Origin of the sequence: Salibaculum griseiflavum, assembly GCF_003129565.1 — a bacterium.
Taxonomy (GTDB): Bacteria; Pseudomonadota; Alphaproteobacteria; order Rhodobacterales; family Rhodobacteraceae; genus Salibaculum; species Salibaculum griseiflavum.
Genome location: NZ_QETF01000004.1, coordinates 1 through 15,588, shown reverse-complemented (window position 1 = coordinate 15,588; position 15,588 = coordinate 1). Strand labels below are relative to the sequence as shown.

At 63.6% G+C, this 15,588-nt stretch carries 16 protein-coding genes and 1 tRNA gene; 13 read left to right on the top strand and 4 right to left on the bottom strand.

All coding sequences use genetic code 11. The features are described from left to right. Positions 1-68: 68 nt before the first annotated feature. Genes DFK10_RS04835 through DFK10_RS04810 form a run of 6 tightly spaced genes read left to right on the top strand, consistent with a single transcriptional unit; the run spans position 69 to position 6,647 of the window. On the top strand, positions 69-1,106 hold the full coding sequence (locus DFK10_RS04835; protein WP_109387178.1) for a rod shape-determining protein: 1,038 nt from the start codon (positions 69-71) through the stop codon (positions 1,104-1,106). A gap of 25 nt (positions 1,107-1,131) precedes the next feature. Further along, the gene (gene mreC / locus DFK10_RS04830) at positions 1,132-2,082 is read left to right on the top strand and encodes a rod shape-determining protein MreC (RefSeq protein WP_109387176.1); all 951 of its coding nucleotides are present in this window, start codon (positions 1,132-1,134) and stop codon (positions 2,080-2,082) included. Continuing rightward, positions 2,075-2,614, top strand: a complete 540-nt coding sequence (locus DFK10_RS04825; protein ID WP_109387174.1) for a rod shape-determining protein MreD — start codon at positions 2,075-2,077, stop codon at positions 2,612-2,614. Before mreC ends, DFK10_RS04825 begins: the two co-directional genes overlap by 8 nt. After that, positions 2,611-4,569 carry a penicillin-binding protein 2 gene (mrdA, locus tag DFK10_RS04820; protein ID WP_109387172.1) on the top strand — a complete coding sequence of 653 codons (1,959 nt, stop codon included), beginning with the start codon at positions 2,611-2,613 and terminating at the stop codon, positions 4,567-4,569. The genes DFK10_RS04825 and mrdA overlap by 4 nt, the downstream gene beginning before the upstream one ends. Before the next feature lie 8 nt (positions 4,570-4,577). Further along, complete coding sequence (rodA, locus tag DFK10_RS04815; RefSeq protein WP_109387170.1) at positions 4,578-5,717, top strand: rod shape-determining protein RodA; 1,140 nt, start codon at positions 4,578-4,580, stop codon at positions 5,715-5,717. Positions 5,718-5,720: 3 nt separating this feature from the next. Next, complete coding sequence (locus DFK10_RS04810) at positions 5,721-6,647, top strand: 2-hydroxyacid dehydrogenase (RefSeq protein ID WP_109387168.1); 927 nt, start codon at positions 5,721-5,723, stop codon at positions 6,645-6,647. Between the two features lie 126 nt (positions 6,648-6,773). Here DFK10_RS04810 and DFK10_RS04805 read toward each other — a convergent pair whose 3' ends face one another. Continuing rightward, the gene (locus tag DFK10_RS04805) at positions 6,774-7,562 is read right to left on the bottom strand and encodes an SseB family protein (protein ID WP_109387627.1); all 789 of its coding nucleotides are present in this window, start codon (positions 7,560-7,562) and stop codon (positions 6,774-6,776) included. Positions 7,563-7,752: 190 nt separating this feature from the next. On the opposite strand from DFK10_RS04805, the gene DFK10_RS04800 reads away from it, so the two are divergent. The 5 genes from DFK10_RS04800 to DFK10_RS04780 all read left to right on the top strand — a co-directional run bounded on the left by DFK10_RS04800 (position 7,753) and on the right by DFK10_RS04780 (position 12,447). After that, positions 7,753-8,412: an ABC transporter ATP-binding protein gene (locus tag DFK10_RS04800; RefSeq protein WP_109387166.1), complete on the top strand. Its 660-nt coding sequence runs from the start codon at positions 7,753-7,755 to the stop codon at positions 8,410-8,412. Beyond that, positions 8,390-10,084, top strand: coding sequence for a capsule biosynthesis protein (locus DFK10_RS04795; RefSeq protein ID WP_109387164.1), 1,695 nt, complete (start codon positions 8,390-8,392; stop codon positions 10,082-10,084). The genes DFK10_RS04800 and DFK10_RS04795 overlap by 23 nt, the downstream gene beginning before the upstream one ends. Further along, entirely contained in the window at positions 10,084-10,917 is an 834-nt protein-coding gene (kdsA, locus tag DFK10_RS04790; protein ID WP_109387162.1) for a 3-deoxy-8-phosphooctulonate synthase, read from the top strand. Before DFK10_RS04795 ends, kdsA begins: the two co-directional genes overlap by 1 nt. Positions 10,918-11,001: 84 nt before the next feature. Continuing rightward, positions 11,002-12,309 carry a mechanosensitive ion channel family protein gene (locus DFK10_RS04785; RefSeq protein ID WP_109387160.1) on the top strand — a complete coding sequence of 436 codons (1,308 nt, stop codon included), beginning with the start codon at positions 11,002-11,004 and terminating at the stop codon, positions 12,307-12,309. A gap of 63 nt (positions 12,310-12,372) precedes the next feature. Further along, positions 12,373-12,447: transfer RNA gene (locus tag DFK10_RS04780), tRNA-Gln, on the top strand. A gap of 131 nt (positions 12,448-12,578) precedes the next feature. On the opposite strand, the gene DFK10_RS04775 is transcribed toward DFK10_RS04780, so the two are convergent. Continuing rightward, entirely contained in the window at positions 12,579-12,830 is a 252-nt protein-coding gene (locus DFK10_RS04775) for an HNH endonuclease (RefSeq protein ID WP_109387158.1), read from the bottom strand. A gap of 90 nt (positions 12,831-12,920) precedes the next feature. After that, entirely contained in the window at positions 12,921-13,202 is a 282-nt protein-coding gene (locus tag DFK10_RS04770; protein WP_109387156.1) for a hypothetical protein, read from the bottom strand. A 126-nt stretch (positions 13,203-13,328) separates the two neighbouring features. Here DFK10_RS04770 and DFK10_RS04765 point away from each other — a divergent pair, with 126 nt between their 5' ends. Both DFK10_RS04765 and DFK10_RS04760 read left to right on the top strand, forming a co-directional pair. Next, on the top strand, positions 13,329-14,375 hold the full coding sequence (locus tag DFK10_RS04765; protein ID WP_109387154.1) for a primase-helicase family protein: 1,047 nt from the start codon (positions 13,329-13,331) through the stop codon (positions 14,373-14,375). Further along, positions 14,375-14,755: an HNH endonuclease gene (locus tag DFK10_RS04760; RefSeq protein ID WP_109387152.1), complete on the top strand. Its 381-nt coding sequence runs from the start codon at positions 14,375-14,377 to the stop codon at positions 14,753-14,755. Before DFK10_RS04765 ends, DFK10_RS04760 begins: the two co-directional genes overlap by 1 nt. Positions 14,756-15,006: 251 nt before the next feature. Here DFK10_RS04760 and DFK10_RS04755 read toward each other — a convergent pair whose 3' ends face one another. Further along, on the bottom strand, positions 15,007-15,399 hold the full coding sequence (locus DFK10_RS04755) for a hypothetical protein (protein WP_109387150.1): 393 nt from the start codon (positions 15,397-15,399) through the stop codon (positions 15,007-15,009). Between the last annotated feature and the right edge of the window lie 189 nt (positions 15,400-15,588).

Sequence of the window (15,588 nt, the reverse complement as noted above, 5' to 3'; positions counted from 1 at the left end):
ATAAGCACGGGCAGTCCGGACCCAAGGGGGAGTCGCGGACCATCGGCTAATGGGAACGGGGCCTCATGATGGCAGGGTTTGCAAGTTTGTTTTCGTCGGACATGGCGATCGACCTGGGCACGGCAAATACGCTGGTCTACGTCAAGGGCCGGGGCGTAATCCTGTCGGAACCCTCGGTCGTGGCCTATCACGTCAAGGACGGCGTAAAGAAGGTGCTGGCCGTGGGCGAGGATGCCAAGCTGATGCTCGGCCGCACGCCGGGAAGTATCGAGGCTATCCGCCCGATGCGCGAAGGCGTGATCGCCGATTTCGACACCGCCGAGGAGATGATCAAGCACTTCATCCGCAAGGTGCACAAACGGTCGACCTTCTCGAAGCCCAAGATCATCGTCTGCGTGCCGCACGGCGCCACCCCGGTGGAAAAGCGAGCCATCCGCCAATCGGTGCTGTCCGCCGGCGCCCGCCGCGCCGGGCTGATCGCCGAACCCATTGCCGCGGCCATCGGGTCGGGCATGCCGATCACCGACCCGACCGGCAACATGGTCGTCGATATCGGCGGCGGGACAACCGAAGTTGCCGTGTTGTCGCTGGGTGACATCGTCTATGCCCGGTCGGTCCGCGTGGGCGGCGACCGCATGGACGAGGCCATCGTCAGCTACCTGCGCCGCCAGCATAACCTGCTGATCGGTGAAAGCACCGCCGAACGCATCAAGACCTCCATTGGCACGGCCCGGATGCCCGATGACGGGCGCGGCCAGTCCATGCAGATCCGGGGCCGCGACCTGCTGAACGGTGTCCCGAAAGAAACCGAGATCAGCCAGGCCCAGGTGGCCGAGGCGCTGGCCGAGCCTGTCCAGCAGATCTGCGAGGCGGTCATGACCGCGCTGGAAGCCACCCCGCCGGACCTGGCCGCCGACATCGTCGATCGCGGCGTCATGCTGACCGGCGGCGGCGCCCTGCTGGGCCAGCTCGACCTGGCCTTGCGCGAACAGACCGGCCTTGCCATCTCGGTCGCCGACGAGAGCCTGAACTGCGTGGCGCTCGGCACCGGCAAGGCGCTGGAATATGAAAAACAGCTGCGGCACGTCATCGACTACGACAGCTGAGCATCCAACCGGGGGATAGCGCCCCATGGCACGGGACAGAGCCCAGTCCGAGGATTATGTCAGCCCCGTTCGGCGCCTGCTGATCGGGGTGCTGGTGCTGTTCATGCTGGGCATTTTCCTGTTGTGGCGCATCGACAGCCCCCGCGTGGAACGAGTCCGGGCCGAGATCATCGACCGGGTCGTGCCCTCCTTCGAATGGGCCATGGCGCCGGTCACGGGGCTGGCCAACCTCGTGTCGGATTTCCAATCCTATCAACGGCTTGCCGAGCAGAACCGCGACCTCCGGCGCGAGTTGCAGGACATGAAGGCCTGGCGCGAGGCGGCCTTGCAGCTGGAACAGGAAAACGCCGTGCTGCGCGACCTCAACAACGTGCGGCTGGACCCGGAACTGACCTGGGTCACCGGCGTCGTGCTGGCCGATAGCGGCTCGCCCTTCCGGCAGTCGGTTCTGCTCAACGTGGGCGCCCGCGACGGCATCCTCGATGGCTGGCCCACCATGGACGGGATCGGCTTGGCCGGGCGAATCTCCGGCGTGGGCCAGAACAGCAGCCGGGTTCTGCTTCTGACCGATACATCCAGCCGCATCCCGGTCACGATCCAGCCTTCGGGCCAACGCGCCATCCTGGCCGGCGACAATACCATGACCCCGCAGCTGGATTTCATCGAGGACCCCCACACGATCCGCCCCGGTGACCGTGTCGTGACCTCTGGCGATGGCGGGCTTTTCCCGGCCGACATTCTTGTGGGGCAGGTCGTGCTCGGCACCGACCGGCGCTTTCGCCTGCGGCTGGCTGCGGATTTCGAGCGGTTGGAATTCCTGCGCGTCTTGCGCAGCCAGCAGGCCGAACGCATCGACGCCACTGGTGCACTGATCGCTCCCGTGTCCCCTCCCGACCCGGCCGTGCAACCCGAGCCGGCCGATCTTCCCGAGGGCGATACCCTGTCCGGGCAGGCCACCGAGACCGGCGATGGCTGAGGCCTCACGCCGCCGCATCTGGCTGGGCCGCGGGCTCTATGTCGTGCTGTGCAGCGCGATCATGTTCCTGCACCTTCTCCCCATGGAAACGATGCCTCGGCGCTGGGGCAGCCCGGATTTCGTGCTGCTGGTTACCCTGGTCTGGACCGCGCGGCGCCCCGATCATGTTCCGGCCATGCTGATCGGCGCCGTGTTCCTGTTGGCGGACATGCTCTTTCACCGTCCACCGGGCCTCTGGACCGCGCTGGTTCTCGTGCTGACCGAGGTGTTGCGGACCCGTTCCCGATCAATCCGCGTTGTGCCTTTCCCGCTGGAATGGTTCGGCATCGCGGCCGGGATCGTTGCAATCACCCTGGCTTACCGGTTCACATTGTCGCTGGTGATGGTGCCACAGGCACCGCTTGGGCTGACTCTGACGCAAATGATGCTTACCATCATGGCATATCCCCTGGTGGCGCTGCTGTCGCATCTTCTGTTCGGCGTCAGCCGACCGGCCCAGGGCGAAGTTGACGCATTGGGGCACCGGCTATGAAACGCGGATCGAAGGAAACCGAGACCAGCGCGCGCCGCATTTCGCGGCGGGCGCTGTTTCTGGGCGCAAGCCAGCTTGCCGTGGTGGGCGTGCTGGGCTGGCGCATGCGCGCGCTTCAGGTTGAGCAGGGCGACATCTATCGCAGCCTGGCCGAACGCAACCGCATCGACATCGAGCTTCTGCCCCCCGATCGCGGGCTGATCTACGATGTGAACGGCGTCATCCTTGCCGAGAACGAGCAGTTCTACAACATCACGATCACGCGTGAGGATGCAGGCGATGTGGATGCCGTTCTGGCCAAGCTGGCCCGACTGATTCCGATCACCGAAGAGCAGATAGCGCGCGCGCGTGAAGAACTGGACAAGGTGCGCGGCGACATCAGGGTCACTGTCGCCGAGCGGGTGCCGTGGGACGACGTGAGCCGGGTCGTGGTAAACGCGCCCGCCCTGCCCGGCGTCACCGCAGAGCTCGGCCTGAGCCGCCTCTATCCGCAGGAAACAGACATGGCCCATGTGGTCGGCTACGTGGGGCCGGTCAGCGACTATGACCTCAGCCGCATCGACGATCAGGACCCGTTGCTACGGATTCCGCGGTTCCAGATCGGCAAGACCATGATCGAGAACAAGCTGGAGAGGGTGTTGCGCGGCAAGGCCGGCACGCTGGAGGTCGAAAAGAACGCGGCCGGGAGCGTCATGCGCGAGCTGAGCCGCTCAGAGGGCGAGCCGGGTTCGGACGTGCAATTGACCGTAGATGCACGGCTGCAGAACTATGTGCAGGCCCGGCTGGGCGAGGAAAGCGCCGCGGCGGTGGTGATCGACCTTGAAGACGGCGATATCGCGGCCATCGGATCGGCCCCCTCCTTTGATCCCAACCTGTTCGTGCGGGGCATTTCCCAGGCCGATTGGGACGCGTTGAACGAACGCGACAAGGACCCGCGCGAACATCATCGCCCGCTGGCGGCAAAGACCGTGCAGGGCGCCTATCCGCCCGGCTCGACCTTCAAGATGGTCACGGCCCTTGCCGCCCTGGAAGACGGTGTTGTCGAACCCGAGGAAACCGTCCGCTGCCTGGGTCAGATGGATGTCTCGGACGTGCGCTTCCATTGCTGGAAACGCGGCGGCCACGGCAACATGAACCTGCATGAAAGCCTCAAGCAGAGCTGCGACGTCTACTATTACGACATCGGCCAGCGGGTTGGCATCGACAAGATCGCCGCCATGGCGCGGCGGCTCGGCCTGGGCGAACGTCACGATCTGCCCATGTCCGCAATCACCACCGGCATCGCCCCCGACAAGGACTGGAAGCGCCGCGAACGTGGCGAGGACTGGCGCATCGGCGACACGGTCAATGCGTCGATCGGCCAAGGCTACGTTTTGGCGTCCCCCCTGCAACTGGCCGTGATGACCGCGCGCATCGCAACGGGCCGGTCAGTTTCGCCGCGGCTCGTGCTCTCGATCGACGGGGTCGAACAGCCCTCGGGCGCGGGTGAGGACATGGGCCTGAATGAAAACCACCTGCGCCGCATCCGCGCCTCGATGTTCGATGTCTCGAATCATCGACGCGGCACCGCCTATCGCACCCGGATCGTGGCCGAAGGGATGCAGATGGCAGGCAAGACCGGCACCAGCCAGGTCCGCCGCATCACCGCCGAAGAACGCGCCCAGGGTGTCTGGCGCAACGAGGATCTGCCCTGGCACCGCCGGGACCACGCGCTCTATGTCGGCTTTGCCCCCTACGAAAACCCGAAATACGCCGTGGCGATCGTCGTGGAACATGGCGGCGGCGGATCGGCCGCAGCGGCGCCCATCGCCCGCGACATCATGCTCCAGGCCCTGCACGGCGGGACACCTCCGCTCTCGGCCTATCCGAGCGCCGACCGGTCCCGGATCGAAGAGCAGCAGCGCCGCCTGGACCTGCGTGATATCCGGCCCGGCCGTACGGCTGACCGGGCCTGAGGCGCGCCATGAGCTATCTTGAGTATCAGGTCAAATACGTCCCCTCCGGCTTTCGCAAGCTGCTTTACCTGAACTGGCCCATCTTCTTTCTGGTCTCGGCGGTCTGCGGGGCCGGCTTCCTGATGCTCTATTCGGTGGCCGGTGGCAGCATGGACCCCTGGGCGCGGCCCCAGATGCAGCGATTTGGGCTGGGCATGGTATTGATGCTGATCGTCGGCCTCGTGCCGATCTGGTTCTGGCGCAACATGGCGGTGCTGGCCTATGCGGTCGCGCTGATCCTTCTGGGCCTCGTCGAGGTCATCGGCGTGGAACGCAACGGCTCGCAACGCTGGCTCGATCTCGGCCCGATGGACCTGCAACCTTCGGAACTCATGAAGATCTCGCTGGTGATGCTACTGGCCGCCTATTACGATTGGTTGCCCCTGGACAAGGTCAGCCGGCCGTTGTGGATCGTCATCCCGTTGATCCTGATCGCCATCCCGGCCTTTCTCGTGCTGCGGCAACCCGACCTCGGCACCACCTTGCTGCTGGTCATGGGCGGCGGGGCGGTGCTGTTCCTGGCCGGTGTCCATTGGGCCTATTTCGCCAGCGTCATCGCCGCCGCGATCGGGTTGGTGACGGCGGTCTTCACCTCGCGCGGGACCCCGTGGCAATTGCTTCAGGATTACCAGTATGCCCGGATCGACACCTTCCTCGATCCCAGCAAGGACCCATTGGGCGCGGGCTATCACATCATGCAGGCCAAGATCGCTTTCGGTTCGGGTGGATGGACCGGGCGCGGCTACATGCAGGGGACCCAAAGCCGCCTGAATTTCCTGCCCGAAAAGGAAACGGACTTCATCTTCACGACCCTCGCCGAGGAATTCGGCTTTCTCGGGGCGTCCACCTTGCTGCTCCTCTACGCCCTCATCATCCTGTTCTGCATCGCCTCGGCCATGACCAACAAGGACCGCTTCGCCTCGCTCCTGACCCTGGGCGTCGCAGTGACCTTTTTCCTCTATTTCGCGGTCAACATGGCGATGGTCACGGGTCTGGCCCCTGTCGTCGGTGTGCCGCTGCCACTGGTCAGCTATGGCGGATCGGCGATGCTGGTCCTGATGATCGGCTTCGGGCTGGTGCAATCCGCCCATGTCCATAAACCGAGGTAAGCGATGGTCAATGTCCTCTTCGCCGCCGGGGCCAAACGGTGGCCCGATTACGCCGAGGCTCTGCCCGAAGCCTTTGCAAAGGCCGGGCTGAATGTCGACCTGGCCCGCGACCATGCGCCCGAAACCGTTGACTATATCGTGACCTCGCCCAATGGCGACGTGCAGGACTACCGCCCCTACACGGCCTGCAAACTGGTTCAGAACATCTGGGCCGGGGTCGAGAATATCACCGACAACCCGACCTTGACCCAACCCCTGGCGCGCATGGTCGATCCCGGCCTGACCCAGGGCATGGTCGAATGGGTGACAGGCCACGCGCTGCGCCATCATCTGGGCATGGACCTGCATATTCATGGCCAGGACGGTGTCTGGCGCGATTTCGTGCCACCGCTGGCCTGGGACCGGCCCGTCACGGTGCTGGGGCTGGGCGCGCTCGGCGCAGCCTGCGCCACGACCTTGGCAGGCCTGGGTTTCCCGGTGCGCGGCTGGGCGCGCAGCGCCAAGGACATCGACGGCGTCGAAACCTTCGCCGGTCCGGGCGGACTGTCACAATCCCTGGACAAGGCACAGATCGTCATCCTTCTGCTCCCCCTGACCGACGCCACCCGGCACATCATGAACACCGAAAGACTGGCACTACTGGCCCCAGACGCCGTGATCCTCAATCCCGGCCGCGGGTCGCTCATCGACAACGACGCCTTGCTGGGCGCGCTGGACGAGCACCTCGGTCACGCCACGCTGGATGTCTTCGACACCGAGCCCCTGCCGCCGGAGCACCCGTTCTGGGCGCATCCCAAGGTCACCGTGACCCCGCATATCGCCTCGGAAACCCGGCCCCGCACCGCCGCCACAGTGATCGCAGAGAACATCCGCCGCGGCGAGGCAGGCGCCCCTTTCCGGCATCTGGTGGATCGCAGCTCAGGCTACTAACCCGCTCTCATTTCGCCAGAAATACTCTGGGGGGAATGCCGAAGGCAGGGGGGCAAAGCCCCCGATCCCCGAGGAGGCGCAAAGCGCCGACGAGACCAGCCGGCGTGGCGCAGCCACACCGCCGGCTCAGCGCAGTTTGGGCGGCTTGTCGGGGTCCATGCCGGGATTGGCGCCCGGAACGGGTCGCGCCGCCGGCTTGGGCAGGTCGAACCGCAGGCCCACCCGCGCCGCGCGGGCGGCCAACTCGTCGCTGGACCGCAGGTGGATCACGTCGATCCGGCCCGCCTCGATCCCCGAAAAGGTCAAAGCCTCGCCCACGGCGCGGGCCAGCGCGGCTTCGGCGCCCTCGACCGTATCCACAAAGGCCAGGAGCATCCCTTGCGTGCCATCCTGCAATTCCGCACCCACCAGGTAGGCCAGCGATGCCAGGCCACCGGCCATGGCCAACTTGCGGTCCAGCGCGGTCAGCACGGTCTCGGGCAAGCCACCAGGCGGGGTCAGTTCACGCAGTCTGGCCTCGATCTCTTCGGGCGCATCCGCCAGCGTCCGGGCCAGCCATTCCACCCCCTCGGCCCCGATCAGCATGGCCGAGGGCGCGACGTCGAGGTTCAGGCCAAGCCCTATCCCCTGCCCGGCCAGCATCCCGACCAAGGCGCGGCCCGACAGGCCCGCATAAGGCGCCGGTCCCTGCGCAAAGGCCGACAGGCGCTCGATCCGATCGAAAACCAGGACAAGGCGCTGCTGGTCCACGTCGAACACCTCCGGCGAGATATCGTCGCCCTTTGCCTCCTCGCTCAACAGGAGGAACAATTCGCTGTCAGCCATCCGCTCATAGAAGCGCAAACGCGCCGCCGCATCCTCCGGCGCGGCTTCCATGACCGCATGGGCCCGGTCGATCTCGGTCTCGTCTTGCATTTCGCACCTCTCGCCTGCGCGGTACTGCGCGGCACGGCCCTTGGCAAGCCCACCGCCTGCGACCCGGGACCGCGTCCGGTCGGGCGGCGATTGCATTTTTCATGGCCGATCCGACATAATGTCGCCAGATTGTCCTCTTATCGGGAACAATGCAGGTCATCCTGGCGGGTAAAAGGTAAAAGAGGCGTCGATGCTGGAATTCGACAATGTCAGCAAGTCCTTCTGGACCGGCACGCAGCGCAAGGTCATCCTCGACCGGGCGTCGTTCCGTGTCGACCTGGGCCATTCGCTCGGCATTCTCGCGCCCAACGGCACCGGCAAGACGACCCTGATCAACATGATGGCCGGCCTTGAAAAACCCGACGAGGGCGAAGTGCGCCGCAATTGTCGCATTTCCTTTCCGCTGGGTTTCATGGGCGGTGTCGTCGGCCGTCACACGGCGCGCGAGAACGCGCGCTACATCGCCCGGCTCTACGGGCTGGACCCCGATTATGTCGAGGCCTTCACCCGCTGGCTTTCGGGGATCGAGGAATATTACGACATGCCCGTCGGCACCTATTCGGCCGGGATGAAGGCGCGGTTCACTTTTGCCCTGATGCTGTCGCTGGATTTCGATATATACCTGATCGACGAGGGCATGCCCCAAACCACGGATGCGGAATTCAATCGCAAGGCCGGGGAGATCCTCAAGGAACGACTGGCCACCACGACGGTGATCATCGTTTCGCACCAGCCGGAGACGCTGGAAAAATTCGCGCGCTCGGCGGCTGTTCTGCGGGACGGCCGGCTGCACATGTTCGACACCTTGGAAGAGGCGAGACAGCTTTATGACTACCAAACCCAAGGCTAGAAAATACCGGATCCGGCGCAACAACGCGCTCGCCGCCAGCGGTGCCTCGGCAGCAGCCGAGGCCGACCCGGCCCCCGAAACCGACAATGGGACCCGTGTGGTCCGGCCTGCGACCGGGCCATCGCCCGCCACCAACGCCAACATCACCAGCCCCGGCGGCATGGCCGCCGAGACCGACATCGACGCGATCCGGCAAGAGGGGCTGACCGGCCGGCAATTGCGCATGGCCCGGCGCGTGGCGCACAAGCACGGCCTGGCCGTGACCTCGGATTTCGATGCCGTCCGGCAATTGCGCCAGCGCGGCATCGACCCCTTCCAGCGAAACAACGTTCTGGAGCTGGTCACCCCGGACGACAGCCAGACCGACAAGGCGGCGGCCGACATGGCACAGACACAGGGTCAGCCCAAACAGCCCGACCCCGGCACCCAGCTGCAGAAACAGGACAAGGTCCAATTGCCGCAAACGGTCGTCCATAAGCCCAACCTGCCGTCAACCGAAACGGCCGCACCAGCCTCTGCAGAACAGCGCGCCGGCGAAATCCGGGCCCTGCAACGCGACATCGCCAGGCGACGCCGCAAGAAGCTGTTCGCGCTGTTCTCGCGGCTTGCGGTTTTCGTGCTTCTGCCCACATTCGCGATGGGCTGGTACTTCTTCGTCATTGCCACGCCAATGTATGCGACCAAGTCGGAATTCGTTATCCAGCAGGCCGAAGCGCAGGGCAGTTCCGGGTTCGGCGGCCTGTTCCAGGGCACCGGCCTTGCCACCCAGTCCGAGGCCGTCAATGCGCAATCCTTCCTGACCTCGCGCGAGGCCATGCTGCGACTCGATGCGGATCATGCGTTCAAGGCGCATTTCCAGAGCGACGAGATCGACGCGATCCAGCGGCTCGACGCGGACGCCACCAACGAAGAGGCCTACGGTCTTTACCAGGACCATGTGCAGGTGGGCTACGACCCGACAGAGGGCATCATCAAGATGGAGGTGATCGCCGCAGACCCTGCCAAGAGCCAGGAATTCTCGGAGGCCCTGATCGGCTATACCGAAAACCGCGTCGACCAGCTGACCCAACGCATGCGCGAAGACCAGATGTCAGACGCGGTCGCCAATTACGAAGCCGCCGAGACCGCGCGCCAGCAGGCGCTTTCGGACCTGACGACAATTCAGCAGGAAGCCGAGGTCGTGGACCCGGCCAGCGCGGTGTCGGCCCTGCAACAGCGGATCAGCACGTTGGAATTGCGCATGGACGAAAAGCAGATCGAACTCGCGAGCCTGCAAGCCAATGCGCGGCCGAACGAGGCGCGGGTTTCTGCCGTAGAGGGCGAAATCGCCCGGATCGGCGAGCAGATCGAATTGCTGCGCGGGCAGTTGTCTCAGGGCACTAACGGATCGCTCAGCCAGGCCGAGATCGTCGCCAAGCTACGCGAGGCCGAGGAAAACTACGCCTTTGCCATCGAACGTGTCACCGCCGCACAGGCCGCCATGGACCAGGCCCGCATCGAGGCCAACCGTCAGGTGCGATTCCTGTCGGTCTCGGTCGCACCCATCGCGCCCGATGAGCCGACCTACCCGCGCGCTTTCGAGAACACCCTGTTGTCCTTCCTGATCTTCTCGGGCATCTACCTGATGATTTCGCTTACCGCCTCCATCCTCCGAGAACAGGTCAGTTCCTGATGAAAGATGTCTCTGTCGGCGCCCTGACGGTCTCCAACGACCGCCCCCTCACGCTGATCGCCGGGCCCTGCCAGCTTGAGAGCGAGGCACATGCCCTCATGATCGCTGAAACCATGGCAGAGGCCTGCGCCACGCATGGCGCGCAATACGTCTTCAAGGCCAGCTACGACAAGGCCAACCGCACCTCGCTGGGGGGCAAGCGGGGCCTGGGCATGGACGAAGGGTTGCGCGTGCTTCAGGCGGTGAAGGACAAGATCGGTTGCCCGGTCCTGACCGACATCCATTCCGAGGCGCAATGCGCCCCGGTGGCCGAGGTGGCCGACATCCTGCAGATCCCCGCCTTCCTGTGCCGCCAGACCGATCTGTTGCTGGCCGCCGGCGAAACCGGCGCGGTGATCAACGTCAAGAAGGGCCAGTTCCTCGCGCCATGGGACATGCCCAATGTGATCTCCAAGATCGAAAGCACCGGGAATGACCGGATTTTGTTGACCGAACGGGGCACGTCCTTCGGTTACAACACCCTCGTTGCCGACATGCGGTCTCTGCCGCAGATGGCAGCGACAGGCTACCCGGTGGTCATGGACGCGACCCATTCGGTGCAGCAGCCCGGCGGCCAGGGCGGCAGCAGCGGCGGCCAGCGCGAATTCGCCCCGGTGATGGCGCGCGCTGCAGTTTCTCTCGGCGTCGCGGCGGTTTTCATCGAAACCCACGAGGACCCGGACAATGCCCCCAGCGACGGACCGAACATGATCCCGCTGGACCGGATGGAGGCCCTCGTCGGATCATTGATGCAGTTCGACGCCTTGGCCAAGGCCGACCCGATCCGCCTTTAGCGCCCACGCCGCCCCAAGACGACTTCCAACCGGGCACCGGGCATTCTAAGCTGATTGCGATCTTCAATCGCGGCGGTGTCCCTCATGCCCTTCCTGCGCCTGTGCCTGCTTGCTTTGTTCCTGGCCCTTCCCGGCCTGTCATGGGCCCAGGACACTGGCCCCAGCGGCACCATAACGGCCGCGCAGACGGCCCAGCAGGACGCCGAAATCGCCGTCCGCCTGCGCGAAATCCTGCAAGAACTGGGCAATTACGAGGATGTCACGGTTACGGTCGCGGACGGCATCGTCACCTTCCGCGGCACCGCCACGTCGCTGACCGAGGCGCAGGCGCTCGACGGCCTCGCGGCGCGGGTCGAAGGGGTGGTGGCCGTCAAGAACGAGGTGCGCGAAACCTCGGATATCGTCCGCCGCCTGGACCCCGCCTGGGACAGGTTCATGGGCAGGGTCGATGCCCTGCTGGTGCAATTGCCGCTGGCGCTGATCGCGCTGGGGGTCTTCCTGCTGATCGTCTTCATCGGGCTCCGCATCGGGCGCATGCGCCGCCCCTGGGACCGGCTCGCCCCGAATGCCTTCATCGCCGACCTGTTCCGCACGCTGGTCAAGATCGCCTTCGTCATCATCGGCATCGTCATCGCCCTGGACATCATGAATGCCACCGCGCTGCTGTCCACGATCCTCGGCGCGGCGGGCCTGATCGGGCTGGCCATTGGCTTTGCCGTGCGCGACACGGTCGAGAATTTCATCGCCTCGGTCATGCTGTCGATCCGCCAGCCCTTCCGCCCCAATGACGTGGTGGAAATCAACGGCGACGAGGGCAAGGTCATCCGTCTGACAAGCCGCGCCACGATCCTGCTCAGCTTCGACGGCAACCATATCCGGATCCCCAACGCCACGGTCTTCAAGAGCCGCATCGTGAATTACAGCCAGAATCCCGAGCGCCGCTTCATGTTCACGGTCGGTGTCGAAAGCGGCGCCGACCTGGGCGCGGTGCGCGAGGCTGCCACGGAGGCCGTGCGCGCCCTGCCCTTCGTGGTCGAGACACCGGGCGTTTCGGTCTGGCTGGGAGAGATCACCGATTCCGGGGTCGAGGTGATCGTGACAGGCTGGATCGACCAGCGCGAGACCTCGCTGCTGCTGGCCCGCAGCGAGGCCCTGCGCGCGGTCATGGCCGCCATCGAGGCGATGGGCGTCAAGATCCCCGATACCACCTACACGATCCGCATGGCGAGCGAAGACACGACTCCGCCGCCCACTCCCAAAACCACTTTGCCGGTTCCGGACCGGACTGCCGTTACGACCGATGCCGAGGCCGAGCTGGACAAGATCGTCGAGGCCGAACGCGAGGATGACGAGAACGAGGACCTGCTGCGCGAAGACGCCGCGAAAGAATAGCCGAAAACGCGACATTCAGGGCTTGATCACCCGCCCGCTTCGGCGTATCACGCGCTCCGCTGCTGGGGTGTAGCCAAGTGGTAAGGCAGCGGTTTTTGGTACCGTGTATCGTAGGTTCGAATCCTACCACCCCAGCCAGCGGTTCCGGATGTCAGAGCAGCTTGGCGCCTGAACGCCGCATGCCCCCCCGAAATGCCCCTGAAAGTGCCCCGGATCGGGTGCGACGGTTGTCGACCCCATAGGGCCGGGGAGGCCTGTCCCACGGTTGGTCAGAGGAAGTCTGGGTCGACCCCGTAGGCCCAGTTCGCCCAGTCGTCCCGCTTGTTGTCCGCCTGCGAGCCAAGTTCGAGATGATGCGGGTTTATGCATCGCCGGTTATGGCACCGATGGCGCACGACCTGATCCCGCGCGGCGACCTGCTCGTTCAGGACACAGTAGATGAACCGATAGGCGTCCCACTGGTGCCCACCGAACCGGACCTTTCGCGGCTTGGTGGTGTCGGATATGGGTCGAATTACCATACTTCTAAGTTATTGTTTTTACGTCTTTTCTGCCAGGGGACCATTAAACTGAAACACGAGGACGAAATCCAGGGTCCAGCCCGTGTTTCTTTAGGCTGGCCCAGCACGATTTTTCGAAAGGCTGATATGACTAGAAAAGATAATAATGAAGAGTATTCCCGCGAAGATTTCGAACGACTCACCGAAGCGCTTTGCTCCTGGTTCATCCGACGCGATAGCAAATACTATGATGTCGAACATCTCGGGACCAAGCTGTCTAAGGATGATGTCACGTACATTGCCTTGTCCCGCTTCGCCCATGAATTCGAAGATGTCGAGCACACACCAGCGCTCCTCCGAGCGGTATTCGATCATGCCATCACCAAGAAGCATGCCATGCCAGGCCTGACTATCCCTGTATGGAATGGCCGAGAATATTGCGCTCCTGCCGTTGATGCTAGCACCATTCACGAACGAGGATCGGTAACCGTAAACACTTGGCGCCGCCCACCTTATCGGTTGATCGAGGACGCAAGCCCGGCATGGGGCGTCGCTGGCGAGTTCCTAGACTTCGTCTTCACACGGCGAGAGGAACGGGAGCGTTTCCTAGACTGGCTTGCCTGGTGCCTGCAGAATGAGAGCGACAAGCCGAACTGGGCCCCTTTTCTCTATTCCGAGACCAAGGGAAGCGGAAAGAGCACGCTATGCAGCTTGGTCGCCCGGCTGTTCGGCGAAGAGAACACCGTGTCGCAGAACAACGTCGACAAGCTCTCGGGCAGGTTCAACGCACCAGTCCTGACCAAGAAGCTGGTGATATGCGAAGAGCTCAACCTTCGGCAAGACTCCCCGCAAGGCAATGCGCTTAAGACCTACTTGACTGAGAGCCGGGTCATGACCGAGCGGAAGGGCCAGGATGCGGAGACAGTCGACCACTGCTGCTGCTTCCTGTTTACCACGAACCACGCTCCGATGTGGATCGAGCCGGAGGATCGCCGCTATTACATCATAGAATTCGACCACGATGGCCACGCTGCAGGTCCACGAGCGGAGGAGTTCTCCGCCCTAGTTGGACGCCTGGTTGAGTTCATGGAAGATGAGCGAGCGATGGCAGGGGTGTACCGCGCCTTGATGGAGCGACGCCTAAGCAATGGCTTCTCTGCGAAAACACTGAACGTCGAGCGCGACGGGACCGAAATCATGCGACGGATACATGCCGCGTCCGAACAGACGGTCAGGGCCCAGTTGCGAGAGCTCCTCGACGATCGTGGCCAGCATGTCGTGCCTGAGGGTGAAGTAGTAAAGCTGATCCGCGAAGAGCTAGGGCAGAACCCGAATTCGACGCGCCATATCATGATTGAGATGGGCTGGTCGAAGTCGAAGGTTAAGTGGGGTGGCTGTGAGTACGCTCGCGCCATCTGGGTTCGTGATGGCTACTGGGTCGAACAGGGTCGAGTGAAGGGGCCTGGACACTACTCGCAACCGATCTCAGAACACCTCGCAGGAGCGCGCCAACCTGGGGCCGCTGCGCCCGGGCTTGATGTCTGCGTGGAGGCCCCGCTGTACTGATGAGAGAAGTAGATCAATATCCATGTCTGGAAGACGACAGCGAGATACGGCTGCGTGAAGTGATTGAAGGTGAACTGGAGGAGGCCCGTGCGCGGGCCTTCTCGCTTATTGAAGCGGCACGTCATGATGACCGTGGGTGCCTCGTTACCGACACCACCAAGCCGCGAAAGGTCCGGTTCGGTGGGCACCAGTGGGACGCCTATCGGTTCATCTACTGTGTCCTGAACGAGCAGGTCGCCGCGCGGGATCAGGTCGTGCGCCATCGGTGCCATAACCGGCGATGCATAAACCCGCATCATCTCGAACTTGGCTCGCAGGCGGACAACAAGCGGGACGACTGGGCGAACTGGGCCTACGGGGTCGACCCAGACTTCCTCTGACCAACCGTGGGACAGGCCTCCCCGGCCCTATGGGGTCGACAACCGTCGCACCCGATCCGGGGCACTTTCAGGGGCATTTCGGGGGGCATGCGGCGTTCAGGCGCCAAGCTACTCTGACATCCGGAACCGCTGGCTGGGGTGGTAGGAGACCCTGCCTCCCCTTCCCGTCCATGACCTTTCGTGACCACCTCCGGCAAGTGGGGCAGTTCGTGGGGCCCCAGTGCCTGAAGGGTGGTTGGGGTCTGGCTGCGCTAGGTGCAGGTATTCGGAACGCCCTCTGCCACAACCTCTTGCCAGTTTGCGCCCAAGGTCTCTCTCGCAGAAAGCGCGTTTCTTGCCTCGGCTGTACCGGGTTGGATCATTTTTACGATCATACCTTGTTGGTAGTTTTGGTACATTCCAGTGAAAATGTCTCCGGTCATACCCGTATCAGACGTATCATTAACGATAACGAATCTATCGCCTCCCTTTCGAATCACCTCAATGGCCGCTGCTTTGAAGGCCAACGTTCGAGCTCCTGTCGGGCCGCAGGCCGGTGCAGCGTTTGTCGATACTTTAAAGGTGTCTTGCGACATCGGTTGCACGCTTGTTTCGGCGCAGGCTCCGAGGAGCAAAAGACTAACCGCAAACAGTTGAATTTTCATGTTTCAATCCTTCCCTGAACTGCATTCTAAGTGATAACTACCAACGAATAAGCGAAGAGAAAGGGAATGTCCCGCTTGATGTTGAAACTTGCCTGAGTGGCGCAGCTTGATGCGAGGTTATGCGGCGTCCTTGATCTGGTCAAGCTGGTCCTTTTGGCGGTGGTCGATAAGGGCCTGCTTTAGGATTGG

What these genes read in the sequence shown, in the direction of transcription:
- DFK10_RS04785 (WP_109387160.1), top strand. Translation starts at nt 11,002, where the DNA reads ATGCCCTTCCTGCGCCTGTGCCTGCTTGCTTTGTTCCTGGCCCTTCCC.
- DFK10_RS04755 (WP_109387150.1), bottom strand. Translation starts at nt 15,399, where the DNA reads ATGAAAATTCAACTGTTTGCGGTTAGTCTTTTGCTCCTCGGAGCCTGC.
- DFK10_RS04805 (WP_109387627.1), bottom strand. Translation starts at nt 7,562, where the DNA reads ATGCAAGACGAGACCGAGATCGACCGGGCCCATGCGGTCATGGAAGCC.
- kdsA (WP_109387162.1), top strand. Translation starts at nt 10,084, where the DNA reads ATGAAAGATGTCTCTGTCGGCGCCCTGACGGTCTCCAACGACCGCCCC.
- DFK10_RS04760 (WP_109387152.1), top strand. Translation starts at nt 14,375, where the DNA reads ATGAGAGAAGTAGATCAATATCCATGTCTGGAAGACGACAGCGAGATA.
- DFK10_RS04825 (WP_109387174.1), top strand. Translation starts at nt 2,075, where the DNA reads ATGGCTGAGGCCTCACGCCGCCGCATCTGGCTGGGCCGCGGGCTCTAT.
- DFK10_RS04795 (WP_109387164.1), top strand. Translation starts at nt 8,390, where the DNA reads ATGACTACCAAACCCAAGGCTAGAAAATACCGGATCCGGCGCAACAAC.
- DFK10_RS04835 (WP_109387178.1), top strand. Translation starts at nt 69, where the DNA reads ATGGCAGGGTTTGCAAGTTTGTTTTCGTCGGACATGGCGATCGACCTG.
- DFK10_RS04770 (WP_109387156.1), bottom strand. Translation starts at nt 13,202, where the DNA reads ATGCTTCTTGGTGATGGCATGATCGAATACCGCTCGGAGGAGCGCTGG.
- mrdA (WP_109387172.1), top strand. Translation starts at nt 2,611, where the DNA reads ATGAAACGCGGATCGAAGGAAACCGAGACCAGCGCGCGCCGCATTTCG.
- DFK10_RS04800 (WP_109387166.1), top strand. Translation starts at nt 7,753, where the DNA reads ATGCTGGAATTCGACAATGTCAGCAAGTCCTTCTGGACCGGCACGCAG.
- mreC (WP_109387176.1), top strand. Translation starts at nt 1,132, where the DNA reads ATGGCACGGGACAGAGCCCAGTCCGAGGATTATGTCAGCCCCGTTCGG.
- rodA (WP_109387170.1), top strand. Translation starts at nt 4,578, where the DNA reads ATGAGCTATCTTGAGTATCAGGTCAAATACGTCCCCTCCGGCTTTCGC.
- DFK10_RS04775 (WP_109387158.1), bottom strand. Translation starts at nt 12,830, where the DNA reads ATGGTAATTCGACCCATATCCGACACCACCAAGCCGCGAAAGGTCCGG.
- DFK10_RS04810 (WP_109387168.1), top strand. Translation starts at nt 5,721, where the DNA reads ATGGTCAATGTCCTCTTCGCCGCCGGGGCCAAACGGTGGCCCGATTAC.